The organism is Klebsiella sp. 2019SCSN059, from assembly GCF_021739525.1.
Lineage (GTDB): Bacteria > Pseudomonadota > Gammaproteobacteria > Enterobacterales > Enterobacteriaceae > Klebsiella > Klebsiella quasipneumoniae.
Genome location: NZ_JAKKOM010000007.1, coordinates 156675 through 177875 on the forward strand (window position 1 = coordinate 156675; position 21201 = coordinate 177875).

A 21201-nucleotide genomic window follows, 5' to 3' on the forward strand; every position below is an offset into this window, starting at 1 on the left:
TAGCCGTTGGCGCAACCATTGACGCACGGTTGCCGGGCGAAAAAAAGGCCCGCCGTCCATCAGAAACGGCGGGCCCGCGACGCGCGAACGGCTTAACCCTCGTTGTGCATCTCGAGGTTTTCGACTTCGTTCTGCAGCTGGACCGCTTTGGCATCATCGTTACGCAGGGAATCGAGGTAATCGAGGTACTGCTGGTCGACATCCCGGGTGACGTATACGCCGTTGAACACTGAGCATTCAAACTGCTGAATATCCGGATTTTCCGCGCGCACCGCTTCGATCAGATCGTTGAGATCCTGGAAAATCAGGCCATCGGCGCCGATGATCTGGCGGATCTCATCCACTTCGCGGCCATGGGCGATGAGTTCGTTGGCGGTCGGCATATCGATACCGTACACGTTCGGGAAACGAATTTCCGGCGCGGCTGAGGCCAGATACACTTTTTTCGCCCCTGCTTCGCGCGCCATCTCGATGATCTGCTCCGAGGTGGTGCCGCGGACAATGGAATCGTCCACCAGCAGCACGTTCTTATCGCGGAACTCCGCACGGTTGGCGTTGAGCTTGCGGCGCACAGACTTACGACGCAGCTGCTGACCCGGCATGATAAATGTGCGGCCGACATAGCGGTTCTTCACGAAGCCCTGACGATAAGGCTTGTCAAGGATGCGGGCGATCTCCAGCGCGATATCGCAGGAGGTCTCCGGAATCGGGATAACGACGTCAATATCCAGATCTTCCCACTCGCGGGCAATCTTTTCGCCAAGCTTGGTCCCCATATTGACGCGGGCGCTGTAGACGGAAATTTTGTCGATAAACGAGTCCGGACGGGCAAAATAGACATACTCGAACAGGCACGGGTTGCTGACCGGGTTATCGGCGCACTGACGGGTAAACAGCTGGCCCTTCTCGGTAATATAAACCGCTTCGCCCGGCGCCACATCGCGCAGGAATTCAAAGCCAAGGGTGTCAAGCGCCACGCTTTCCGAGGCCACCATATACTCGGTGCGGCCATCGCCTACGTCACGTTTGCCCAGCACCAGCGGACGAATGCCGTTCGGGTCGCGGAAGGCCACCATGCCATGACCGATGATCATCGCCACGCAAGCGTACGCGCCGCGGATCAGGCGGTTGGTCGCCGCAATCGCGGCAAAGATGTTGTCCGCTTCCAGTGGGTAGTGACGGAAGTTATCCAGCTCACTGGCGAAAATATTGAGGAGGATTTCGGAATCTGAGGTGGTATTGATATGGCGGCGTTTTTCTTCAAACAGCTTTTTACGCAGCTCATGGGCGTTGGTCAGGTTGCCGTTATGCGCCAACGTGATGCCATACGGCGAGTTGACGTAAAACGGCTGCGCTTCGGAGGCGCTGGAGCTGCCCGCCGTGGGGTAACGCACGTGGCCAATCCCCATATTGCCCTGCATACGCTGCATATGGCGGGCTTCGAATACGTCGCTTACCAGCCCGTTAGCCTTACGCAACCGGAAGCAGTTGTTGGCATCAATGGTGATGATGCCAGCGGCATCCTGTCCACGGTGCTGGAGCACCGTTAGCGCATCATAAATCGACTGGTTAACCGGCATAACACCGGCGATACCGACAATACCGCACATACGTCTTTTCCTCGTTCAGCAACGACCCAAAGTCTATACTTTAGGCAAGAAACTTGACGAGCTTTGCAGGTATTCAAAAAACCATCTGATGACGGGGGTAAAATAGGGAATAAACTGCGACTGCTGCCAGTCATCGCTCTTCGCCATCCCGGTAAAGGTGTCAAGGAAGAACAGGATAGCGGCGATGATCAGCACCCCACGTAGCGCGCCGAAGCAGATCCCCAATACCCTGTCGGTACCTGACAAACCGGTTTTCTCCACCAGTTGGCCTATCACATAGTTCACGATAGCGCCAACGATGAGCGTCACGATAAACAGCGCCGCAATAGCAATCCCATTTCGAACCCGTTCATCCTCAAAGCCCGTAAACCAGACAGACAGGTCAGCGTAGTAGTGGCTGGCGACATAAAACGCGCAACCCCACGTGACTAACGATAAAGCTTCGCGAACGAAGCCGCGGATCAGGCTGACCAGGCAAGAAAGACCCAGCACCGCCATAATGGCGTAATCAATCCAGACCATATACGTCCCACGATTTTACGCCCTGTCGTCCAGTTCGGGGCGCATTCTAACAGAAAAAGAAAACGTTTGCGTAGGGATTTCCTTGCCCTACAGAAATAAAAATGGCGCTGAAAAAACATTCAACGCCAGACTGCCTTTCGCCTCTTCAGGGCGGCTGAGACAGGGTTTGCGGGGCGTTTAGCCCCGCCGCGTTCTCTCCGCATGGCGGAAAAAAACCATCAGTTCGGGGTGAAGCCCATCACCACCCCGCTGAGCCCGGAGATCTGTTGCAGATCGCCCAACTGGCCCTTCAGCTTGTCTTTTGACGCATCCGGGCCGACGAGGATACGGGTAATTTTACCCTGTACCGGCGTCGAAGGCGACGTATAGACTTTGAAGCCCGATGCCCGTAGCTTACCGACGATCTCGTTCACCTTATCGGCGTTCTTCAACGCGCCCAACTGGACCACATAGGCCTTGCCGGTCGGCGCCGGCAGGGCCGCCTGCTGCTGCGGTGGTTGCTGCTGCTGAGGCTTAGCCGGCGGAGGGGTAGGCGTCGCAGCCTGCTGTTGCGGCTTCGGCTGCGGCTTCGGCTGGGGTTTAGGCTGCGGTTTCGCGGCAACCACCGGCTCCTGAACGTCATCGAAGCTGTTGCTGTTCACCGGGATACGCGACGGATCTAACGATGGCGCAGCGGCATCGCCAGCCCGCACCTCCTCCGCCGCCCCTTCCGGCGGCTGCGAAGGCAGCGCCTGAGTCGCCGCCGGCAGCATATCCGGTTCATCGCGATCGCCGGGTTTCGGCACCAGCGGGATCGCGGCAAACTCATCCTGATAATGCTTTTTCTGCCCGTCCAGCAGCCCTGGCAGGATAATCACCCCCAGCGCCACCAGCACGATTGTCCCGACTAAACGGTTCTGAAACTTACTCGCCACCGATTCTCCCCGCGTCAATCTCTTCCATTACCTGCGCTACCGTGTGAAATGAACCACACACCAGCACTGTATCTTCCGCTTTAGCGTCAGCCATGGCCGCGCGCCATGCCTGCGCCACGCTGCTATAGACTGTGCCGCCACGCAAATGTTCCACCAGTTGCTCCGCCGTCGCCCCGCGCGGACCCTCCAGCGGCGCGCAGTACCAGACGTCAACTTCCGGCGTCAGATTGGCCAGCGTACCGGCGATGTCCTTATCATGCAGCATACCAATAACCGCCAGCACGCGTCCCGTTTTCGCTAACGTTTTGAGACGCCCGGCGAGATAAGCCGCCGCGTGCGGGTTATGCGCCACATCGAGGATCACCCGCGGGGCGTCGCTGATTATCTGAAAGCGTCCCGGCAGCATCGCGTCGCGGATCCCCGCGCGCAGGATAGCGTCATCCACGGCAAGGCCGCTGGCGCGCAGCGCCGCCACGGCCGTGGCGGCATTCGGCAACGGCACCTGAGGCAGAGGCAGGCGGCTTAACGCCCCGCCCGCGTCGCGGAAGGACCATGTCTCGCCTTCCACCTCATAGCGCCAGTCGACGCCGCGGCGCTGGAGCAGCGCACCCTTCTCGCGCGCCACTTCAGCAATGGTGTGCGGCATATCCGGCTCCCCTACCACCGCCGGTTTACCGGCACGGAAGATACCGGCTTTCTCCCGGCCGATACTGTCGCGATCCGGTCCCAGCCAGTCGGTATGATCGAGGGCGATGCTGGTGACCACGGCGACGTCGGCATCCACGATATTGGTGGCGTCGAGACGGCCGCCGAGGCCCACCTCCAGGATCACCACATCCAGCTGCGCCTGCTTAAACAACCATAGCGCAGAGAGCGTGCCGTACTCAAAATAGGTCAGCGAGATGTCGCCCCGCGCCGCTTCAATCTCCGCAAACGAGGCCGTATGCGCTGCCTCCGGCAGTTCCGCGCCCTGAATGCGCACGCGTTCGGTGTAGCGCACCAGATGCGGAGAGCTGTAAACACCCACTTTATAGCCGGCCGCCATCAGGACCGTTTCCAGCGTGCGGCAGGTGGTGCCTTTGCCATTGGTGCCCGCGACCGTAAAGACGAACGGCGCCGGTTTGACGATATCCATCTGCCGCGCGACCTCGCTGACGCGCGCCAGCCCCAGGTCGATGGTTTTACTGTGCAGATGTTCCAGATAAGAAAGCCACGTAGCCAGGGGCGACGTGGCCTGAGGAATAGGATCTTTTTCCATGATGCCCGCAAGAATTGACGGTTAACGCGTTTGAATAAAAAAGGGCAGCGCCGCCAGGCCCTGCCCTCTGCTTTATCAGGCCTCGGGTTCCTGATCCGGTGCCGGCGGCACCACCACGCCTTCATGAGGCGTTTCCGAAGCGGCAACCGGCGCCGGCAGGTTCATCAGCTTCGCCAGAATACTGGCCAGCTTGAGACGCATTTCCGGACGGCGAACGATCATATCGATCGCCCCTTTTTCAATCAGGAACTCACTGCGCTGGAATCCCGGCGGCAGCTTCTCACGTACGGTCTGCTCAATGACGCGAGGACCGGCAAAGCCGATCAGCGCTTTCGGCTCGGCAATGTTCAGGTCGCCCAGCATCGCAAAGCTCGCCGATACGCCGCCCATGGTCGGGTCGGTCAGCACAGAGATGTACGGTAATCCGCGCTCCTGCATTTTTGCCAGCGCCGCGGAGGTTTTCGCCATCTGCATCAGCGACATCAGCGCTTCCTGCATACGGGCGCCACCGGAGGCGGAGAAGCAGATCAGCGGGCAGTTATCTTCCAGCGCCTGCTCCACCGCGCGCACAAAGCGTGCGCCAACGACGGAACCCATCGATCCCCCCATAAAGGAGAATTCAAAGGCCGCGGCCACCACCGGCATCGCGTAGAGCGTACCTTTCATCACCACCAGCGCGTCTTTTTCGCCCGTCTCTTTTTGAGCGGACGCCAGGCGGTCTTTGTATTTTTTTGAATCGCGGAACTTCAGCACATCTTTTGGCTCAAGTTCGCTACCCAGTTCCACCAGGGAACCTTCATCCAACAGGCTATGCAGGCGATTACGCGCCGACATGCGCATATGGTGATCGCACTTAGGACAAACCTCCAGGTTGCGCTCCAGCTCGGCGCGGTAGAGTACCTGACCGCAGCTGTCGCACTTGGTCCATACACCCTCAGGAATGCTCGCCTTGCGGGTGGGAGTGATGTTGCTTTTAATTCGTTCAATCCAGCTCATTGATAACCTTTCTGCCTGAACCTGGTCGATGCCAGTTTTGTCGTAAGGGGCGCATAATGCCATTTTTGCCTCTTACAGACCATGAATGTTGCACATTAAATCATATCATCCCGGAACATGGGATAAAAAAGTGGTCAAACCGCTGCGCGTGACGCTCGTGCACCGTCACGCGCAACGCAGGCTAAACTACTTCGCCTGCTTCGCCGCCGCCCGCTTATGGCGAATAATCTCAATCACGCCCGGCAGGACGGAAAGCACGATGATCGCCACGATCAGCAGCTTCAGGTTCTCCTGCACCACCGGCAGATCGCCAAACAGATAGCCGGCGTAGGTGAACAGCAGCACCCACAGCAGCGCCCCGACGACGTTATAGGCCGCAAAATGACGATAGGACATATGCCCCATTCCCGCCACAAACGGCGCGAAGGTTCGGACTATCGGCACAAAGCGCGCCAGGATAATGGTTTTTCCGCCGTGACGTTCGTAGAAGCTATGGGTTTTATCCAGATAGCTGCGACGGAAAATCTTCGAGTTCGGGTTGCTGAACAGCTTTTCGCCGAACAGCCGGCCAATGGTGTAGTTGACCGCATCGCCGACGATAGCCGCGATGACCATCAGCAATACCATCAGGTGGACATTCAGATCGTTGGTGGGCAGGGCCGAGAGCGCGCCCGCGACGAACAGCAGGGAATCCCCCGGCAGGAACGGCGTTACCACCAGCCCGGTTTCGCAGAACAGAATCAAAAACAGAATGGCATAAACCCAGACGCCATACTGGGCGACCAGCTCGGCCAGGTGCACATCAATATGCAGGATGAAATCAATTAAAAAGTGAATCAAGTCCATGTTTGTCTTTACCCTTAATGACCCTATTAGTCCGCCAGAAACAGCGGGCCCATTGGCAGCACCGGTAAATCATAATGGGCCGGGTAATCCACCGACACCAGATACAACCCTTCCGCTTTTGCCGTTGCCGCAGCGAGCGTCCTGTCTTTTGCTGCCAGCAGTTCTGCCATCCAGCTCTCCGGCTGGTTTCCGGCCCCGATTTCCATCAGGCTGCCCACAATATTCCTGACCATATGATGTACAAAGGCATTCGCTTTGATATCCACCACCACATAAGCGCCGTAGCGGGTAACGTTAATATGCATCACGTTGCGCCACGGGGTACGCGACTGGCACTGCACCGCGCGAAACGAGGTAAAGTCATTCTCCCCCAGCAGACACTGTGCGGCACGCTGCATGCGCGCGGCGTCGAGCGGCTGGTGAAAATGCGTGACGCCCTGACTTAATACCGCCGGACGCAGGCGATGATTATAGATGACGTAACGATAGCGGCGCGCCGTGGCGCTGAACCGGGCGTGAAAATCCGCCGGGACATGTTTGACCCAACGCACCGCGATGTCACCAGGTAAATTCGCATTTACCCCCAGCGTCCAGGCGGCATCTTTACGCTGCGCCCGGGTTTCGAAATGCACCACCTGGCCGGTGCCATGGACACCGGCGTCGGTGCGGCCGGCGCAAAAGACGGTAATGGGTTCGTTCGCCACCTGCGAGAGCGCCTTTTCCAGCTTCTCCTGCACGCTGCGTACTTCGTTTTGCCGCTGCCAGCCGTAATATTTGCTACCGTCGTACTCGATGCCCAGCGCGATTTTACAGACCGGCTGTTGCTCCATCTCAGACATCAGTACAGGTACTCCTCAATCAGCTTCTCGGCGATCTTCACCGCCATCAGCGCGCCGCCGAAGCGGACGTTATCCGCCACCGACCAGAACTGGACTTGCTCCGGCATACCGTAATCATTATGCACGCAGCCGATGGAGAGACGGGCGTTGCCGGAAGCGTCGCCAACCTGAGTGGGGAATTCGCCCTCTTCAGAAAGTTCGATCTCCTCGCCGCGGGTAAAGGCGTCACGCGCCTCTTCCGCCGCCAGCGGACGCATCGCTTCAAAGTTCACCATCTGCGCATGGCCGTAGAAGACCGGCGACTGGACGACGCTGGCGGAGATCATCAGCCCGTCATCCTGAAGAATTTTGCGCGCTTCATCGACGATACGGCGCTCTTCGCGCACGCTACCTTCACGATCCGGCAGCAGCGGCAGCATGTTGAAGGCCAGCTGGCGGCCAAAGAAATCGTCTTCATCGATGGGGATGCCGTTCAGCAGCTTGGCGCTCTGCCCTGCCAGCGCATCCACCGCTTTTTTCCCCTGCCCTGAGGCGGAGAGCAGGTTAGTGACGCTAATGCGCGACAGTCCACCCTGATCGATAAGCGGCTTCAGCGCCGTCAGCAGCTGGCTGGTCAGACTATTGGGCACCGCAATCAGATTGCGGTTGCGGTAATCGCCTAACACGAACGGGTTCACGTCCGGCACCACCAGCGGTACGTCCGGCTCCAGCGCAAACAGGCCGCTGAGATCGATAACCAGACATCCGGCGTTTGTCGCATCTTCGACATACGCTGCGCTGGCTTCGACGCCTGCGGCAAAGAAAGCCAGCTGGGCCTGGGTCCAGTCAAACTCGGCGGCGTCCTTGACGATCACCGACTTGCCACCAAAACGCAGATGTTCGCCCGCGCTTTCATTGCGCGCCAGAGCAAAAATCTCCCCCACCGGGAACTGGCGTTCAGCGAGAGTTTCGAGCAGGGCTTCGCCTACGGCGCCCGTTGCGCCCAGTACGGCAATATTCCAGCCTTCAGACATGGTGGTTTACTCCAGAAATAAAGCGGCCCTGCCGGAGTATCCGGCAGGGGCATTAAGAAGACATTAACGAACAGGATGATGCACGGCGTTAAAACCGAGCTGGCGCAACAGCGTCGCCGCCTGCTCATCGCTGCACTGCACGTACAGCGAAGACCATTCGCGACGTTCCTGATAATTTTTACGCAGCTTGTCGAATTCACCGGCGACGCCCGCCACCTTCCGCAGCGGCGCATCATCGCGGCGCACATCATACACCAAATGAACCAGTCTTTTCAGCGTCGGCTGATCGAGCGGGCCATGCAGGGTGATGCGGCCAAACTCCGGGGCCGGCAGCAGGGTATCCAGCGCCACCTGCTGCGGATGACCGATAAAGGCGCTATAGGCTTCGAATACCTGCGTCGTCCCGCGCGCCTTCCCTTCAAGGGTGTAGCCGGCGATATGCGCCGTGCCGATATCCACCCGCTTGAGAAGCGCTATGTTGAGATCCGGCTCCGGCTCCCAAACGTCCAGCACCACGCTCAGGGACTGACCGGCTTCCAGGCGTTTCAGCAACGCGGCGTTATCCACCACCGGCCCGCGGCAGGCGTTGATCAAAATCGTTCCGGGCTTCAGGCGGCTAATCAGCGCCTCATCCGCCAGATGCAACGTTTTATATTGTCCTTCTTTATACAGCGGGGTATGGAAGGTGAGGACATCGGCCTGCTGGACCAGATCGTCAAGGGAGCGGAAGTCGCCTTCGTCGCCGCGGTCAGCGCGCGGCGGATCGCAGAGCAGAGTTTTGATGCCCAGCGCCTCCAGACGCTTTTGCAGTCGCCCGCCGACGTTACCGACGCCGACAATCCCGACGGTGCGATCGCGCAGTGCGAAGCCGTCACGTTCGGCCAGCATCAGCAGCGATGAAAAGACATACTCCACCACCGCAATGGCGTTACAGCCTGGCGCCGCGGAGAAACCAATCCCCGCCTGCTGCAGCCACGCCTGATCGACATGATCGGTGCCTGCGGTCGCGGTGCCGACGAACCTGATGGCCTTGCCGGCAAGCAATGCTTCATTGACCCGGGTGACCGAGCGCACCATTAAGGCATCCGCATCGGTCAGGGCATCGGCCGGGACCGGGCGGCCCGGGATCGCCTGCACGTCGCCTAAACGGCTAAAAAGCTCACGGGCATAGGGCATATTTTCATCAACGAGGATTTTCACAGTTCAGTACCTGTCTGAGAACGAGAGTTAACCGGGGAAGTGTGCCATAATCTGGCCGCCAGGCATACTCATCACCTGGTTCCAGCACCGCGATATCGAAAGGATGAATCATGACGCACCCCCTTGCAGATATGCCAGACCGTCCTCCAGGGCGAGGCCCATCAGGCACTGCCGCCACCGGCGAACCTTCGCTTTCCATGCAGCAACGCACCGTCCTGGAGCGACTGATCACGCGCCTGGTGGCGCTGACCTCGCAGCAGAATGCGGAAGTGTGGGCCTGCGTCAAACATGACCTCGGACTGAAAGGCGACACGCCCCTGCTGGCCCGCCATTTCAGCGCCGCCGAGGCCAGTCTCAACCAGCGTCTGACCGCCGCGCAGGACAATCATCATCATCGCCAGACCCTGGCGCAGCTCAGCGATCTGCTCGGCCAGGGCAATAACCGCCAGGCGGTGAGCGATTATATTCGTCAGCATTATGGGCAAACGGCGCTGCATGCCCTCAGCCAGTCGCAACTGGAGAACATTCTGCATCTGCTGCAGCGTGGTCAGCTGTCGATCCCGCAGCCGCAGCAGCGCCCGCCGACCCTTCGTCCACTGCTGCCGGCCGAGCACAACACGCTCAATCAGCTGGTGACTAAGCTGGCGGCCGCCACCGGCGAACCGAGCAAACTGATTTGGCAGTCCATGCTGGAACTTTGCGGCGTCAAGTCCGGGGAGCTGATCCCGGCGACGCACTTCACGCCGCTTTCGTACTGGCTGCAGGCGCGGCAGACGCTCAGCGCGCAAAGCGCGCCCACGCTTACCTCGCTGCAGGGGGCGCTCAAGCAGCCGCTGGAGGCCGCGGAGTGGCAGAAGATTGTCGACTTTGCCCGTCGCAACTGGCAGGTCACGCCGCAGACCACGCTGAGCCCGGCGCAGATCCTGGCGCTGCTGAATAAGGTGTTTGTGCTGCGGGTAGCCCGCGCCCAGGAGACGCTGGCGATCCCGCAGGAGGAGCCCGCGACCCGGCGGACATGGGCCGCTAAGCCTTGGCAGCTGGCGCTGGGCGCGGTTGTCCTGCTCCTGGTGCTGTGGCTCCTGCTGTAGCCCAGCAGGCACTGGCGGCGTTCACGGCACCCTTTGATGCCAAACGCCGCAGTGTTTACTACGGCGGTTTCTGGTCTGACAACAACCTAGCGGCGAAATGAGATGAGGGTGACGAGGATCCCCAGCGCCGCGCAGAGGGCGCCGGCAAGGAATACCGACGAGTAGCCCAGCGAAGTGGCCAGCAGACCGGTCAGCGGCCCGGTCAGGCCATAAGAGATATCCTGAAAGGCCGCATAGCCGCCGAGCGCAGTGCCGCGCACCTGCGCCGGGACGCGCTTCACCACCTCCACGCCAAGCGAGGGGAAAATAAGCGAACAGCCGCATCCGGTCAGCGCCGCGCCGGCCAGCGCCACCCAGACGCCGGGCGCCAGCCCCAGCAGCGTCAGACCGACCGCCTCTATCAGCAGCGAGACCATCGCCACTTTAACGCCGCCAAACCGATCCGGCATCCAGCCAAACAGCACCCGCATCAGCACAAAGGCGCCGCCAAACGCCGTCAGGGTAAATCCGGCCATCGGCCAGTTCTGGCTGGCAAAATAGAGAGAAACGAAGGTGCCGATCACCGCAAAACCGACGCCCTGCAGGCCCAGGCCAATACCCGGCCGCCAGATCATGCCGATGACGCTCCACAGTGAAGGCCGCTCACCGCCGTGCGCCGCCACTTTGCGCACCGTGCCGTTGATGAGCAAGGCGACAAGCGGTAGTCCCATGGTGACGCAGGCCAGGACCGCCACGCCAAAGTGGCTGTAAATTAACAATCCCAGCGGGGCGCCCACCGCCAGCGAGCCGTACATCGCCATGCCGTTCCATGACATCACTTTGCCTGAGCGGGCCGGCCCCACCAGCCCCATCCCCCAGCTCAGGTTGCCGGTCAGCAGCTGGCTTTCGCCAAACCCGAGGATCAGGCGGCCCAGCAGCAACAGGCCCAGCTTCGCGAACACCGGCAGCGGCAGCAGCGCAGCGGCCAGCCAGGCCGCGCCGGCCAGGGCGCAGGCCAGCATCCCTTGCAGGACGGAGCGTTTGGCGCCGTACTGGTCTGCCAGGCGCCCGGCGTAGCCGCGGGTAAGAACGGTGGCGAGGAACTGGATCCCCACCGCTACGCCGACCATGGTGTTACCCAATCCCAGCTCCTGATGGACAAACAGCGGGATCACCGGCAGCGGCAAACCGACGGTCATATAGGTCAAAAAGACGGCGAGCGTAATGCGAAAAAGCGACAAATTCGCGGATGAATGAGATGTTGTTTCAGTGACTGCGGACATGCATTACTCCAGATTCGCAGAGTAAGGCGAGCAAAGCGACACGCCCCCTCCACCTGACTATCAGGGTTAAGGCGCGTTGGTTGACGTTAAACGCTTACGCATTAGTGGAGAGACTAATGGATCCGCCAGCAGTGTGCCTGCGGGCTCTTACCCTGTCAAGATGACAAAAAAGGGGAGCCGGTGGCTCCCCTCAGTGCATCGCGTGCCGATTAGGCGTTGTATTTACGCATCACCAGCGTGGCGTTGGTGCCGCCAAAACCGAAGCTGTTGGACATCACGGTGGTCAGCTTAGCGTCAGTCGGTTTGGTGACGATGTTCAGGCCGGCAGCCTGCTCGTCCAGCTCTTCGACGTTGATGCTCGGCGCGATAAAGCCGTGCTCCAGCATCAGCAGGGAGTAGATAGCTTCCTGCACGCCAGCAGCGCCCAGCGAGTGACCGGTCATTGCTTTGGTCGCCGAGATAGCCGGGCTGTTGTCGCCGAACACTTCGCGGATCGCGCCCAGCTCTTTCACGTCGCCGACCGGCGTGGAAGTACCGTGGGAGTTCAGGTAGTCGATCGGGGTATCAACGCCGTGCATCGCCATCTGCATGCAGCGCACTGCGCCTTCACCGGATGGGGCTACCATGTCTGCGCCATCGGAGGTTGCGCCGTAACCGACGATTTCCGCATAGATGTGCGCGCCACGCGCCAGGGCGTGTTCCAGCTCTTCCACCACGACCATACCGCCGCCGCCGGCGATAACGAAGCCGTCACGGTTGGCGTCATAGGTGCGGGAGGCTTTTTCCGGCGTGTCGTTGTATTTGGTGGACAGCGCGCCCATGGCGTCGAACTCGCAGGCCATTTCCCAGCACAGCTCTTCGCCGCCGCCGGCAAAGACGATATCCTGTTTGCCCAGCTGGATCTGCTCTACCGCGTTACCGATGCAGTGTGCGGAAGTGGCGCAGGCGGAGCTGATGGAGTAGTTAACGCCGTGGATTTTAAACGGCGTGGCGAGGCAGGCGGAAACGCCGGAAGCCATCGCTTTGGTGACCACATACGGACCCACGGCTTTCAGACCACGCGGGCTGCGCATGGCATCGGCGCCGAAGACCTGGAATTTCGGGGAGCCGCCGCCGGAGCCTGCGATCAGGCCGACACGCGGGTTATTCTGGTATGCTTCCGGCGCCAGACCTGCGTCGGCAACGGCCTGTTCCATGGACAGGTAAGCATAGATGGAGGCGTCGCTCATGAAGCGCACTACTTTGCGGTCAATGAGGCCAGTGGTATCCAGTTTGACGTTGCCCCATACGTGGCTGCGCATCCCTGAATCTTTCAGCTCCTGAGAGAAAGTGATCCCTGAACGTCCTTCACGCAGAGATGCCAGGACTTCCTGCTGGTTATTACCGATGCTGGAAACGATGCCCAAGCCAGTAATCACTGCACGTTTCATTAAATACCTCTGTAAGTCGCACTATTTTAAGTTTCGTGTCGCACGATAGCGTACACTTGTACGCCGAACAAGTCCGATCAGACATTTTGTGTATAAATTTGCGCCCTCAGGCACACATCGCTAAGATCGCGCTACGCCTTGTGATTCGAGTAACTTACGTGAAACAAAACGCTATACAACCCGCCAACCTGGAATTCAATGCTGAGGGTACACCTGTTTCCCGAGATTTTGACGATGTTTACTTTTCCAATGACAACGGTCTGGAAGAGACACGCTACGTCTTTCTCGGCGGAAATCATCTGCCGGAGCGCTTCTCCAGCCACCCTCGCCCGCTGTTGATCGTCGCGGAGAGCGGCTTCGGCACCGGGCTCAATTTCCTCACCCTCTGGCAGGCGTTTGACGTTTTTGTTCGCGATAACCCGGACGTTACCCTGCAAAGGTTACATTTCATCAGTTTTGAGAAATATCCGCTGAAGGCGGAAGATCTCCGCCTGGCGCACCAGCGCTGGCCAGAGCTGGCCCCATGGGCGGAACAGCTGCAGGCGCAGTGGCCTTCGGCCTTCGCCGGATGCCATCGTCTGCTGCTCGACGGCGGACGGGTCACGCTCGATCTGTGGTTTGGCGATATCAACGAGCTGACCAGAGAGCTGGATGATTCGCTGAATCAGCAGGTGGACGCCTGGTTTCTCGACGGCTTTGCCCCGGCGAAAAATCCCGACATGTGGACCCAGGATCTGTTCAATGCCATGGCGCGCCTGGCGCGTCCCGGCGGGACGCTGGCCACCTTTACCTCCGCCGGTTTTGTCCGCCGCGGCCTGCAGGAAGCCGGGTTTACCCTGCGTAAAACCAAAGGCTTCGGCCGCAAACGGGAGATGCTGACCGGCGAGATGGCGCAAACGCTGACCTTTCCGGGGCGCGCGCCCTGGTTCGCCCGCCCCGGGAGCGAGGCCCGCGAGGCGGCCATCGTCGGCGGCGGTATCGCCAGCGCCCTGCTCTCCCTGGCGCTGCTGCGTCGCGGCTGGCAGGTGACCATTTACTGTGCGGACGACGCCCCGGCGCAGGGCGCCTCCGGTAATCGCCAGGGCGCGCTCTACCCGCTGTTAAGCCAGCACGATCCGGCGCTGGCGCGCTTTTTCCCGGCCGCCTTTACCTTCGCCCGCCGCACCTACGACGCGCTGCCGGTGCTGTTCGATCATCAATGGTGCGGGGTCACCCAGCTTGGCTGGGATGAAAAAAGCGCACACAAAATCAATCAGATGCTGGATCTGGAGCTGCCCCCTGATATCGCCTGCGCGGTGACGGCGGAGCAGGCCGAGGAGCTGACCGGCGTCGAGACCGGCTGCGGCGGCATAACCTATCCAGCCGGCGGTTGGCTGTGCCCGCAGCAGCTCACCGCCGAGCTGCTGGCGCTGGCGGCGACTCGCGGACTGCACGTGCATTATGGTTATCAGGTCGAGACGTTGAGCGCGGAGGGCGATGGCTGGCTGCTCAACCAGCAGCGCTATCATCAGGCGGTCGTGCTGGCCAACGGCCACCGCATATCGGATTTTGCGCAAACCGCGCCGTTGCCGGTCTACCCCGTTGGCGGCCAGGTCAGCCATATACCCACCACCCCACGGCTTTCCGCCCTGCGCCAGGTGCTGTGCTACGACGGCTACCTGACGCCGCAGAATCCGCAAAATCAGCAGCACTGCATTGGCGCCAGCTACCATCGCGGCAAAACCGACACCACCTTCAGCGAAGAAGATCAGCAGCACAACCGGCAACGGCTGATCGACTGCTTCCCGGGCGCGGAGTGGCCGCAGGACGTGGATATTAGCGCCAGTGACGCCCGCTGCGGCGTGCGCTGCGCCACCCGCGATCATCTGCCGATGGTCGGCAACGTGCCGGACTATGCGGCGACATTGACGCAATACGCCAGCCTCCACGAACGGCAGGATAACGCCGGTAGCGCGCCGGTCTTTCATAACCTGTTTATGCTTGGCGCCCTCGGATCGCGAGGCATTTGCACCGCGCCGTTAAGCGCTGAGCTGCTGGCGGCGCAGATGAGCGCAGAACCGCTGCCGCTGGATAGCGGCACCCTGGCGGCGCTGAATCCGAATCGGCTATGGGTGAGAAAACTGCTGAAGGGAAAAGCGGTGAAGTAACAGCGCAAGGGGAGAAAAATCCCTGGGAAGCACGACATTCCCGGCCTCATCCGGGCGACCAACACGGTAGCCCGGCGAAGCACAGCGCAAACAGGGTAAATCCTGGTTGCGCCGTTAGCGTGTCGGATGGCGCTACGCTTATCCGACCTACATCATGGATCAGGCCTGATTTTTCGCCTGCTGATACAGGTTTTCCCACATGCCCTGCACCAGAATTTGGTCCGGCGGCGACAGTTCGCCAGCGCCGATGGCTTTCTCCAGGCTATGGCTGACTTTGCTGTGTACCGCTTCCGCTGAATGTTCGCCCTCACCTTCCAGCTCAGCCACCGCCAGCGTCAGGTGGCCGCGCAGATAACCGCCGGCAAACAGTTCATCATCACTGGCGTGGTCTACCATGTTGTCAATCAGCGCCAGAATGCGTGATTCAAACTCCGCGATCATCATCTTACCTCTTGTCATGTAATGTGTGGCCTTAGTGCAGGTCTTCCGGCCACGGAAAGTGTTCTGCCGTCAATGGCGGCGTTTGATAATAGTGTTGTAATGCGCGAATAAGACGCGCCGGACGTTCGGGGATCCCTTGTTCAAGCAGAGTCATCACCCGGGCATGTACCCGGCGCTGAAAGGCGATGCGATCGGGTTCAACGTCACCTTCCAGATTGTCGCAGCTGACGTTAAACGGAAATCCCGCCGCCACGCAGAACAGCCACTCCAGGGCCTGCGGTTTCACCTCTACGTCCTCAAACTGGCTTTGGGTCATCGCATCGCGGCCGTCCGGACAGTACCAGTAGCCAAAATCCACCAGCTCGCGGCGGGCTTTGCCGGCGATGCACCAGTGGGAGATCTCATGCAGAGCGCTGGCAAAAAAACCGTGCGCGAAGACGATGCGGTGATATGGCGTGTCATCGTCCGCCGGGAGGTAGATCGGCTCATCGTCGCCTTTCACCAGGCGAGTATTAAAATCTGCGGCAAAGCAGCTGTCGAAGAGGTCAATAAGCTGCTGATAATGGTGTTGCTGTTGCATTAATGAATTCCCAACCACTGCAAAATCTCAGCCCCGTGGCTGTCGTAGAGAAGTTTCGCGCTCATCACCGCCGAAACGATAACGATCATCGGTCGGATCAGCGATTGCCCTTTGCTCAGCACCAGCCGGGAGCCGGCGCGGGCGCCAATAAACTGGCCGGCCATCATCACAAAGCCGGTGGCCCAGATAACCTTTCCGCCGATAATAAACAGCAGCAGGCCGCCGACGTTCGAGGTGGCGTTGAGCAGTTTGGCGTGGGCCGTCGACTTCGCCAGGTTAAACCCGGCCAGGGTGACAAACGCCAGCGCATAAAACGAACCGGCGCCGGGGCCGAAAAAGCCATCGTAAAACCCGACGCTGCCGCCGGCGACCAGCGCAAACGGCAGGCCGTAGAGCCGACGCTGTCGGTCCGCTTCGCCCAGTTTCGGCATCAGCAGAAAATAGAGACCGATGCCGATCACCAGCAACGGCAGGATCTGCTTAAGAATATCGGACTGCACGTGCTGGACCAGCAGCGCGCCGGCGGTTGAACCGATAAAGGTCATCAGAATATTCAGCTTCTGATCGGCGAGATTGACCACCTTGCGGCGGACAAAATAGAGGGTCGCCGACAGCGATCCGCCGCAGGCCTGCAGCTTATTGGTCGCCAGCGCCTGGGCCGGCGGCATACCGGCGGCCATTAGCGCCGGCACGGTCAGTAAGCCCCCGCCCCCGGCCAGTGAGTCAATAAAACCAGCCAGGATGGCGACAAAGAAAAGCACCACCAGCACCAGCGGCGATACGGAAAACAACTCAATAAAACTATCCATTACAGCACATGCTCATCCAGTAGCGCCTGGCAGGAAGGCGGCAACGGCGGCGGCGTCTTCTTCACAGGTGGGGTAGACCCGGGTTTAGGTGGCTCGAACCAGCTCTGCAGCTCCGCACCGCAGCCATCGCCGGCCGGCGGCGGCGCCTGATCTTCGCACTCCAGGCTGCCCGCCGGGCAGCGCAGACGGACGTGCATATGGGCGCGATGCTGGAACCAGGGACGAACTTTGCGCAGCCACTGGCGGTCGTTGCCCGCATCCAGACACAGCTGCTGTTTAATCGCCGGGTTGACGAAGATGCGGGTCACTTCGCTATCTTCCGCCGCCAGCTTGATCAGCTGGCTGATTTGCGGACTCCACAGCGACGGCACCACGCGTTTGCCATCGCTGGCGACCAGATCCAGGGCCTGCGGCTTCAGCAACTGGGACGAAGTCCAGCGCGTCTGCGGCAGCTGGAGGAAGATATCGACATCGAGGCCCGTCTGATGGCTGGCGTGGCCGCCGTTAAAGCGGCCGCCTGCCGGCATCCCCATGTCGCCAATCAGCACGGTCCCCATGCCTTTATTGTGCACCTGATTGCTCAGGCGCTGAATAAACTGAACCAGATCCGGATGACCGAAGTAGCGACGCTGATCGGTACGCATCACCTGATAGCCGGCGGCGTTCAGCGGCAGCGCCTCGGCGCCAACGATACAGCCATTGGAGAACGCGCCAATCGACTGCGCGCTGCCGCCGATTGGCTGGGATATCTTCTGCCATGGCGTGGCGGCCAGGCTGCCGGCGCTGGCCAGCAGCGCCAGCAGGGCGATAACGGTGTTTTTCATGGTTACCAGCGTGGAATTGTCGTCGTCACGTCGCCATTCTGCGCGCGCTGACGCATAAAGTGATCCATTAAGACAATCGCCAGCATCGCCTCAGCGATCGGTACGGCGCGTATGCCGACGCACGGATCGTGACGCCCTTTGGTGATCATCTCCACCTCTTCGCCAAAGCGGTTAATGGTATGACCGGGAACGGTAATACTGGAGGTCGGCTTCAGCGCGATGTTGGCAACGATCTGCTGACCGCTGCTGATGCCGCCAAGAATGCCGCCGGCGTGGTTGCTCTGGAATCCGGCTTTGGTGATCTCATCGCGGTTTTCGCTGCCGCGCAGCTTCACCACGTCGAAACCGTCGCCAATCTCCACGCCTTTCACGGCGTTGATGCTCATCAGCGCGTGGGCGATATCGGCGTCAAGGCGGTCAAAGACCGGCTCGCCAAGGCCCGGCGGTACGCCGTCGGCGACGACGGTCACTTTGGCGCCAATGGAGTCGCCCTCTTTTTTCAGACCGCGCATCAGTTCATCGAGAGCGTCGATTTTCTCCGGGTCCGGGCAGAAGAAAGGATTCTGTTCAACCTGATCCCAGTCTTTAATAGCCAGCGGAATGTCGCCCATCTGCGTCAGGCAGCCGCGAATGACGATGCCGAACTTCGCGGCGAGGAATTTTTTGGCAATCGCCCCGGCCGCCACGCGCATCGCGGTTTCGCGGGCGGAGGAGCGACCGCCGCCGCGATAGTCGCGCAGACCATACTTTTGTTCGTAGGTGTAATCCGCATGGCCAGGACGGAACAGATCTTTGATCGCGCCGTAATCCTGCGAGCGCTGATCGGTGTTCTCAATCAGCAGCCCGATACTGGTCCCGGTGGTGACGCCTTCGAAGACGCCGGAGAGGATTTTGACCTGATCCGGCTCGCGACGTTGCGTGGTGTAACGCGAGGTACCCGGGCGACGACGATCGAGGTCGTGCTGCAGATCGGCTTCGGTCAGCGGAATGCCCGGCGGCACGCCATCAACGATGCAGCCCAGCGCCAGGCCGTGCGACTCGCCGAAGGTGGTGACGCGAAAGAGTTGTCCAATTGTATTTCCTGCCATCACGGCTCCATTCTTTGTCGTTATGTTGGCGTGTTGTTTTTTTTAGTCTTTATAAATACCGAAGTGCGCGCGAGCGTCAATCAGCTGCTGTTTGGTCAGCATAAAGACGCCGTCGCCGCCGTTATCAAACTCAAGCCAGGTAAACGGCACGTCCGGATACTGCTCCATCAGATGTACCATGCTGTTACCGACTTCACAAATCAGAATCCCGTCGTCGCTGAGATAATCCGGCGCATTGCCGAGGATGCGGCGCGTCAGCTTCAGGCCATCGCTTCCGGAGGCCAGACCCAGAACCGGCTCATGCTCATACTCTTCCGGCAGATCGGCCATGTCCTCTTCATCGACATACGGCGGATTAGTGACGATCAGATCGTATTGTAGCTTCGGCAGGTCGCGGAACAGGTCGGAACGGATCGGCGTCACGTGATGGATCAGGCCATGGGATTCCACATTGTGCTCGGCGACGGCCAGCGCGTCCGGGGAGATATCCACGGCGTCGACTTCGGCTTCCGGGAAGGCATAGGCGCAGGCAATGGCGATGCAGCCGCTGCCGGTGCACATATCAAGGATATGCTGCGGCTTATGGGTAATCAGCCCGGCAAACTGGTTATTGATCAGTTCGCCGATCGGGGAGCGCGGCACCAGCACTCGCTCATCGACGTAAAACTCATGGCCGCAGAACCACGCTTTGTTGGTCAGATAGGCGACGGGAATACGCTCGTTCACGCGGCGAATCACCCGCTCTACAATGCGGTGTTTCTCGCTGGAGGTCAGGCGCGCAGTGCGCATATCTTCGGGAATATCCAGCGGTAGATACAGTGAAGGCAGCACCAGCTGTACCGCCTCGTCCCATGGGTTGTCAGTCCCGTGACCGTACCAGATATTAGCAGCGCTGAAACGGCTTACCGCCCAGCGCAGCATGTCCTGAATGGTATGCAGCTCATTGACTGCCTCATCAACAAAAATTTTATCCACGACATCCTCCAGGGCACACTCTGCTATAAATTCGGCGGCTAGTGTGCCATGAAGACGGCGATAAATCAGCATTCTTGCGTGGGGTGGCGGGGGAAAAAACAGGTTTTCCTTGCCCGAAGGGATATTGAGTCGGGTAAACTAGCGCAAAGTATTAATGAGAGCGGACAATGAAAAAGAAGACATCGCTTAGCGAGGAGGATCAGGCGCTGTTCCGTCAGCTGATGACCGGCACGCGAAAGATCAAACAGGACACCATCGTTCACCGCCCGCAGCGCAAGAAAATCACCGAGGTTGCTCCTAAGCGTCTGCTGCAGGAACAGGCCGACAACAGCCACTATTTTTCCGATGAGTTTCAGCCGTTACTGAATACCGAAGGCTCGACAAAATATGTCCGCGCCGACGTCAGCCATTTTGAGCTGAAAAAGCTGCGCCGTGGGGATTATTCGCCGGAACTGTTTCTCGATCTGCATGGGCTCACCCAGCAGCAGGCCAAACAGGAACTGGGCGCGCTGATTGCCGCCTGCCGCCGCGAGCATGTGTTTTGCGCCTGCGTGATGCACGGGCACGGTAAGCACATTCTCAAACAGCAAACCCCGCTGTGGCTGGCGCAGCATCCACACATCATGGCTTTTCATCAGGCGCCAAAAGAGTACGGCGGTGACGCCGCACTGCTGATTCTGATTGAGGTCGAGGAGTGGCAACCGCCGGAGCTGCCTTGACGGCGAGCTCCGGGGTCGTCAGATGGCGTTGGCCATCTTGAGATTGCAGGGGCTTTTCTGCCAGAGGTATTCACCCTTGCCGTCGGCGTCCAGATTAACGCAGGCGATAGCCGAGGTGGTGAACATCGGGGGCGTTTCCCCCGGGCACAGCTCTGAGACCAGGTACCCCACCAGCGGCAGGTGGGAGACGACCAGCGCCGTCGCCACGCCTTCATTTGCCAGCGCCTGCAGATAGGCGCTCACCATTCCCACATCGCCGCACGGCGTGAGTTCCGGCATCACGTCGACATGTTTCGGCAGGTTCATGCACTCCCCAACAATATCCAGCGTCTGTTCCGCACGCAGATAGGGACTGACAAGAACGCGCTCAATATCCACTTTTTGACCTTTCAGCCAGGTTGCCATCTGACGAGACTCATCACAACCGCATACGGTTAATGGACGAACCGAGTCGCTGGCTGCATCGAGGGCAGCGTCGCCGTGACGCATAATAAAAACTTGCATATTGCACCGCTTTTGTTAACCAGAAGCACCGTAGTTTGGCCTGCGAAGACAATACGCAGGTGACCCGGTGGCCGGGCATTGTGCCTGATCCATTCATCGAATGAAACGCTGTTTTTTACCTCAATGGCGTAAGTAT

At 59.8% G+C, this 21201-nt stretch carries 21 protein-coding genes; 3 read left to right on the plus strand and 18 right to left on the minus strand.

Features of this window, described 5'->3' with window-relative positions; all coding sequences use genetic code 11:
• Positions 1–92: 92 nt before the first annotated feature.
• The 9 genes from purF to pdxB all read right to left on the minus strand — a co-directional run bounded on the left by purF (position 93) and on the right by pdxB (position 9198).
• Entirely contained in the window at positions 93–1610 is a 1518-nt protein-coding gene (purF, locus tag L2I46_RS10955) for an amidophosphoribosyltransferase (RefSeq protein WP_004180758.1), read from the minus strand.
• A gap of 33 nt (positions 1611–1643) precedes the next feature.
• Positions 1644–2132, minus strand: a complete 489-nt coding sequence (gene cvpA / locus L2I46_RS10960; RefSeq protein WP_023290523.1) for a colicin V production protein — start codon at positions 2130–2132, stop codon at positions 1644–1646.
• Positions 2133–2350: 218 nt separating this feature from the next.
• The gene (gene dedD / locus L2I46_RS10965) at positions 2351–3046 is read right to left on the minus strand and encodes a cell division protein DedD (RefSeq protein WP_023290524.1); all 696 of its coding nucleotides are present in this window, start codon (positions 3044–3046) and stop codon (positions 2351–2353) included.
• A complete protein-coding gene (gene folC, locus L2I46_RS10970) occupies positions 3036–4304 on the minus strand; it encodes a bifunctional tetrahydrofolate synthase/dihydrofolate synthase (protein WP_049013210.1) in 1269 nt (422 codons plus the stop codon). The genes dedD and folC overlap by 11 nt, the downstream gene beginning before the upstream one ends.
• Before the next feature lie 75 nt (positions 4305–4379).
• Positions 4380–5300 (minus strand): acetyl-CoA carboxylase, carboxyltransferase subunit beta, encoded by a 921-nt coding sequence (gene accD / locus L2I46_RS10975; protein ID WP_004201773.1) that lies wholly within the window; start codon positions 5298–5300, stop codon positions 4380–4382.
• Between the two features lie 186 nt (positions 5301–5486).
• Positions 5487–6146 carry a DedA family protein gene (locus tag L2I46_RS10980; RefSeq protein ID WP_002913221.1) on the minus strand — a complete coding sequence of 220 codons (660 nt, stop codon included), beginning with the start codon at positions 6144–6146 and terminating at the stop codon, positions 5487–5489.
• A gap of 26 nt (positions 6147–6172) precedes the next feature.
• Positions 6173–6985, minus strand: coding sequence for a tRNA pseudouridine(38-40) synthase TruA (gene truA, locus L2I46_RS10985; RefSeq protein WP_032453605.1), 813 nt, complete (start codon positions 6983–6985; stop codon positions 6173–6175).
• Positions 6985–7998, minus strand: a complete 1014-nt coding sequence (locus tag L2I46_RS10990) for an aspartate-semialdehyde dehydrogenase (RefSeq protein WP_023290529.1) — start codon at positions 7996–7998, stop codon at positions 6985–6987. The genes truA and L2I46_RS10990 overlap by 1 nt, the downstream gene beginning before the upstream one ends.
• A gap of 63 nt (positions 7999–8061) precedes the next feature.
• Positions 8062–9198, minus strand: a complete 1137-nt coding sequence (gene pdxB / locus L2I46_RS10995; RefSeq protein ID WP_032453607.1) for a 4-phosphoerythronate dehydrogenase PdxB — start codon at positions 9196–9198, stop codon at positions 8062–8064.
• A gap of 110 nt (positions 9199–9308) precedes the next feature.
• Between pdxB and flk the strand changes: the two genes are divergently transcribed.
• The gene (flk, locus tag L2I46_RS11000) at positions 9309–10286 is read left to right on the plus strand and encodes a flagella biosynthesis regulator Flk (protein ID WP_085551270.1); all 978 of its coding nucleotides are present in this window, start codon (positions 9309–9311) and stop codon (positions 10284–10286) included.
• An 86-nt stretch (positions 10287–10372) separates the two neighbouring features.
• On the opposite strand, the gene L2I46_RS11005 is transcribed toward flk, so the two are convergent.
• Positions 10373–11548 carry an MFS transporter gene (locus tag L2I46_RS11005; protein WP_072420956.1) on the minus strand — a complete coding sequence of 392 codons (1176 nt, stop codon included), beginning with the start codon at positions 11546–11548 and terminating at the stop codon, positions 10373–10375.
• Between the two features lie 209 nt (positions 11549–11757).
• Positions 11758–12978, minus strand: coding sequence for a beta-ketoacyl-ACP synthase I (gene fabB / locus L2I46_RS11010; protein WP_002913291.1), 1221 nt, complete (start codon positions 12976–12978; stop codon positions 11758–11760).
• Between the two features lie 158 nt (positions 12979–13136).
• Between fabB and mnmC the strand changes: the two genes are divergently transcribed.
• A complete protein-coding gene (gene mnmC, locus L2I46_RS11015) occupies positions 13137–15125 on the plus strand; it encodes a bifunctional tRNA (5-methylaminomethyl-2-thiouridine)(34)-methyltransferase MnmD/FAD-dependent 5-carboxymethylaminomethyl-2-thiouridine(34) oxidoreductase MnmC (protein WP_085551332.1) in 1989 nt (662 codons plus the stop codon).
• Positions 15126–15284: 159 nt separating this feature from the next.
• On the opposite strand, the gene L2I46_RS11020 is transcribed toward mnmC, so the two are convergent.
• From L2I46_RS11020 to prmB, 6 genes are read right to left on the minus strand one after another with little or no spacing between them, the layout of a single operon-like run.
• Positions 15285–15566, minus strand: coding sequence for a YfcL family protein (locus tag L2I46_RS11020; RefSeq protein ID WP_023290534.1), 282 nt, complete (start codon positions 15564–15566; stop codon positions 15285–15287).
• A 31-nt stretch (positions 15567–15597) separates the two neighbouring features.
• Entirely contained in the window at positions 15598–16146 is a 549-nt protein-coding gene (locus L2I46_RS11025; protein ID WP_032453614.1) for an elongation factor P hydroxylase, read from the minus strand.
• Positions 16146–16955, minus strand: coding sequence for a sulfite exporter TauE/SafE family protein (locus L2I46_RS11030; RefSeq protein ID WP_004201787.1), 810 nt, complete (start codon positions 16953–16955; stop codon positions 16146–16148). Before L2I46_RS11030 ends, L2I46_RS11025 begins: the two co-directional genes overlap by 1 nt.
• The gene (mepA, locus tag L2I46_RS11035) at positions 16955–17779 is read right to left on the minus strand and encodes a penicillin-insensitive murein endopeptidase (protein WP_023290536.1); all 825 of its coding nucleotides are present in this window, start codon (positions 17777–17779) and stop codon (positions 16955–16957) included. Before mepA ends, L2I46_RS11030 begins: the two co-directional genes overlap by 1 nt.
• 2 nt (positions 17780–17781) lie before the next feature.
• Entirely contained in the window at positions 17782–18867 is a 1086-nt protein-coding gene (gene aroC, locus L2I46_RS11040; protein WP_044524280.1) for a chorismate synthase, read from the minus strand.
• A 42-nt stretch (positions 18868–18909) separates the two neighbouring features.
• The gene (gene prmB / locus L2I46_RS11045; protein ID WP_023290538.1) at positions 18910–19842 is read right to left on the minus strand and encodes a 50S ribosomal protein L3 N(5)-glutamine methyltransferase; all 933 of its coding nucleotides are present in this window, start codon (positions 19840–19842) and stop codon (positions 18910–18912) included.
• Positions 19843–20009: 167 nt separating this feature from the next.
• Here prmB and smrB point away from each other — a divergent pair, with 167 nt between their 5' ends.
• Positions 20010–20561 carry an endonuclease SmrB gene (gene smrB, locus L2I46_RS11050; protein ID WP_004201792.1) on the plus strand — a complete coding sequence of 184 codons (552 nt, stop codon included), beginning with the start codon at positions 20010–20012 and terminating at the stop codon, positions 20559–20561.
• An 18-nt stretch (positions 20562–20579) separates the two neighbouring features.
• On the opposite strand, the gene sixA is transcribed toward smrB, so the two are convergent.
• Positions 20580–21065 carry a phosphohistidine phosphatase SixA gene (gene sixA, locus L2I46_RS11055; RefSeq protein WP_004201794.1) on the minus strand — a complete coding sequence of 162 codons (486 nt, stop codon included), beginning with the start codon at positions 21063–21065 and terminating at the stop codon, positions 20580–20582.
• Between the last annotated feature and the right edge of the window lie 136 nt (positions 21066–21201).

What these genes read in the sequence shown, in the direction of transcription:
- purF (WP_004180758.1), bottom strand. Translation starts at nt 1,610, where the DNA reads ATGTGCGGTATTGTCGGTATCGCCGGTGTTATGCCGGTTAACCAGTCG.
- cvpA (WP_023290523.1), bottom strand. Translation starts at nt 2,132, where the DNA reads ATGGTCTGGATTGATTACGCCATTATGGCGGTGCTGGGTCTTTCTTGC.
- folC (WP_049013210.1), bottom strand. Translation starts at nt 4,304, where the DNA reads ATGGAAAAAGATCCTATTCCTCAGGCCACGTCGCCCCTGGCTACGTGG.
- accD (WP_004201773.1), bottom strand. Translation starts at nt 5,300, where the DNA reads ATGAGCTGGATTGAACGAATTAAAAGCAACATCACTCCCACCCGCAAG.
- L2I46_RS10980 (WP_002913221.1), bottom strand. Translation starts at nt 6,146, where the DNA reads ATGGACTTGATTCACTTTTTAATTGATTTCATCCTGCATATTGATGTG.
- truA (WP_032453605.1), bottom strand. Translation starts at nt 6,985, where the DNA reads ATGTCTGAGATGGAGCAACAGCCGGTCTGTAAAATCGCGCTGGGCATC.
- L2I46_RS10990 (WP_023290529.1), bottom strand. Translation starts at nt 7,998, where the DNA reads ATGTCTGAAGGCTGGAATATTGCCGTACTGGGCGCAACGGGCGCCGTA.
- flk (WP_085551270.1), top strand. Translation starts at nt 9,309, where the DNA reads ATGACGCACCCCCTTGCAGATATGCCAGACCGTCCTCCAGGGCGAGGC.
- L2I46_RS11005 (WP_072420956.1), bottom strand. Translation starts at nt 11,548, where the DNA reads ATGTCCGCAGTCACTGAAACAACATCTCATTCATCCGCGAATTTGTCG.
- fabB (WP_002913291.1), bottom strand. Translation starts at nt 12,978, where the DNA reads ATGAAACGTGCAGTGATTACTGGCTTGGGCATCGTTTCCAGCATCGGT.
- L2I46_RS11020 (WP_023290534.1), bottom strand. Translation starts at nt 15,566, where the DNA reads ATGATCGCGGAGTTTGAATCACGCATTCTGGCGCTGATTGACAACATG.
- L2I46_RS11025 (WP_032453614.1), bottom strand. Translation starts at nt 16,146, where the DNA reads ATGCAACAGCAACACCATTATCAGCAGCTTATTGACCTCTTCGACAGC.
- L2I46_RS11030 (WP_004201787.1), bottom strand. Translation starts at nt 16,955, where the DNA reads ATGGATAGTTTTATTGAGTTGTTTTCCGTATCGCCGCTGGTGCTGGTG.
- mepA (WP_023290536.1), bottom strand. Translation starts at nt 17,779, where the DNA reads ATGAAAAACACCGTTATCGCCCTGCTGGCGCTGCTGGCCAGCGCCGGC.
- aroC (WP_044524280.1), bottom strand. Translation starts at nt 18,867, where the DNA reads ATGGCAGGAAATACAATTGGACAACTCTTTCGCGTCACCACCTTCGGC.
- smrB (WP_004201792.1), top strand. Translation starts at nt 20,010, where the DNA reads ATGAAAAAGAAGACATCGCTTAGCGAGGAGGATCAGGCGCTGTTCCGT.
- sixA (WP_004201794.1), bottom strand. Translation starts at nt 21,065, where the DNA reads ATGCAAGTTTTTATTATGCGTCACGGCGACGCTGCCCTCGATGCAGCC.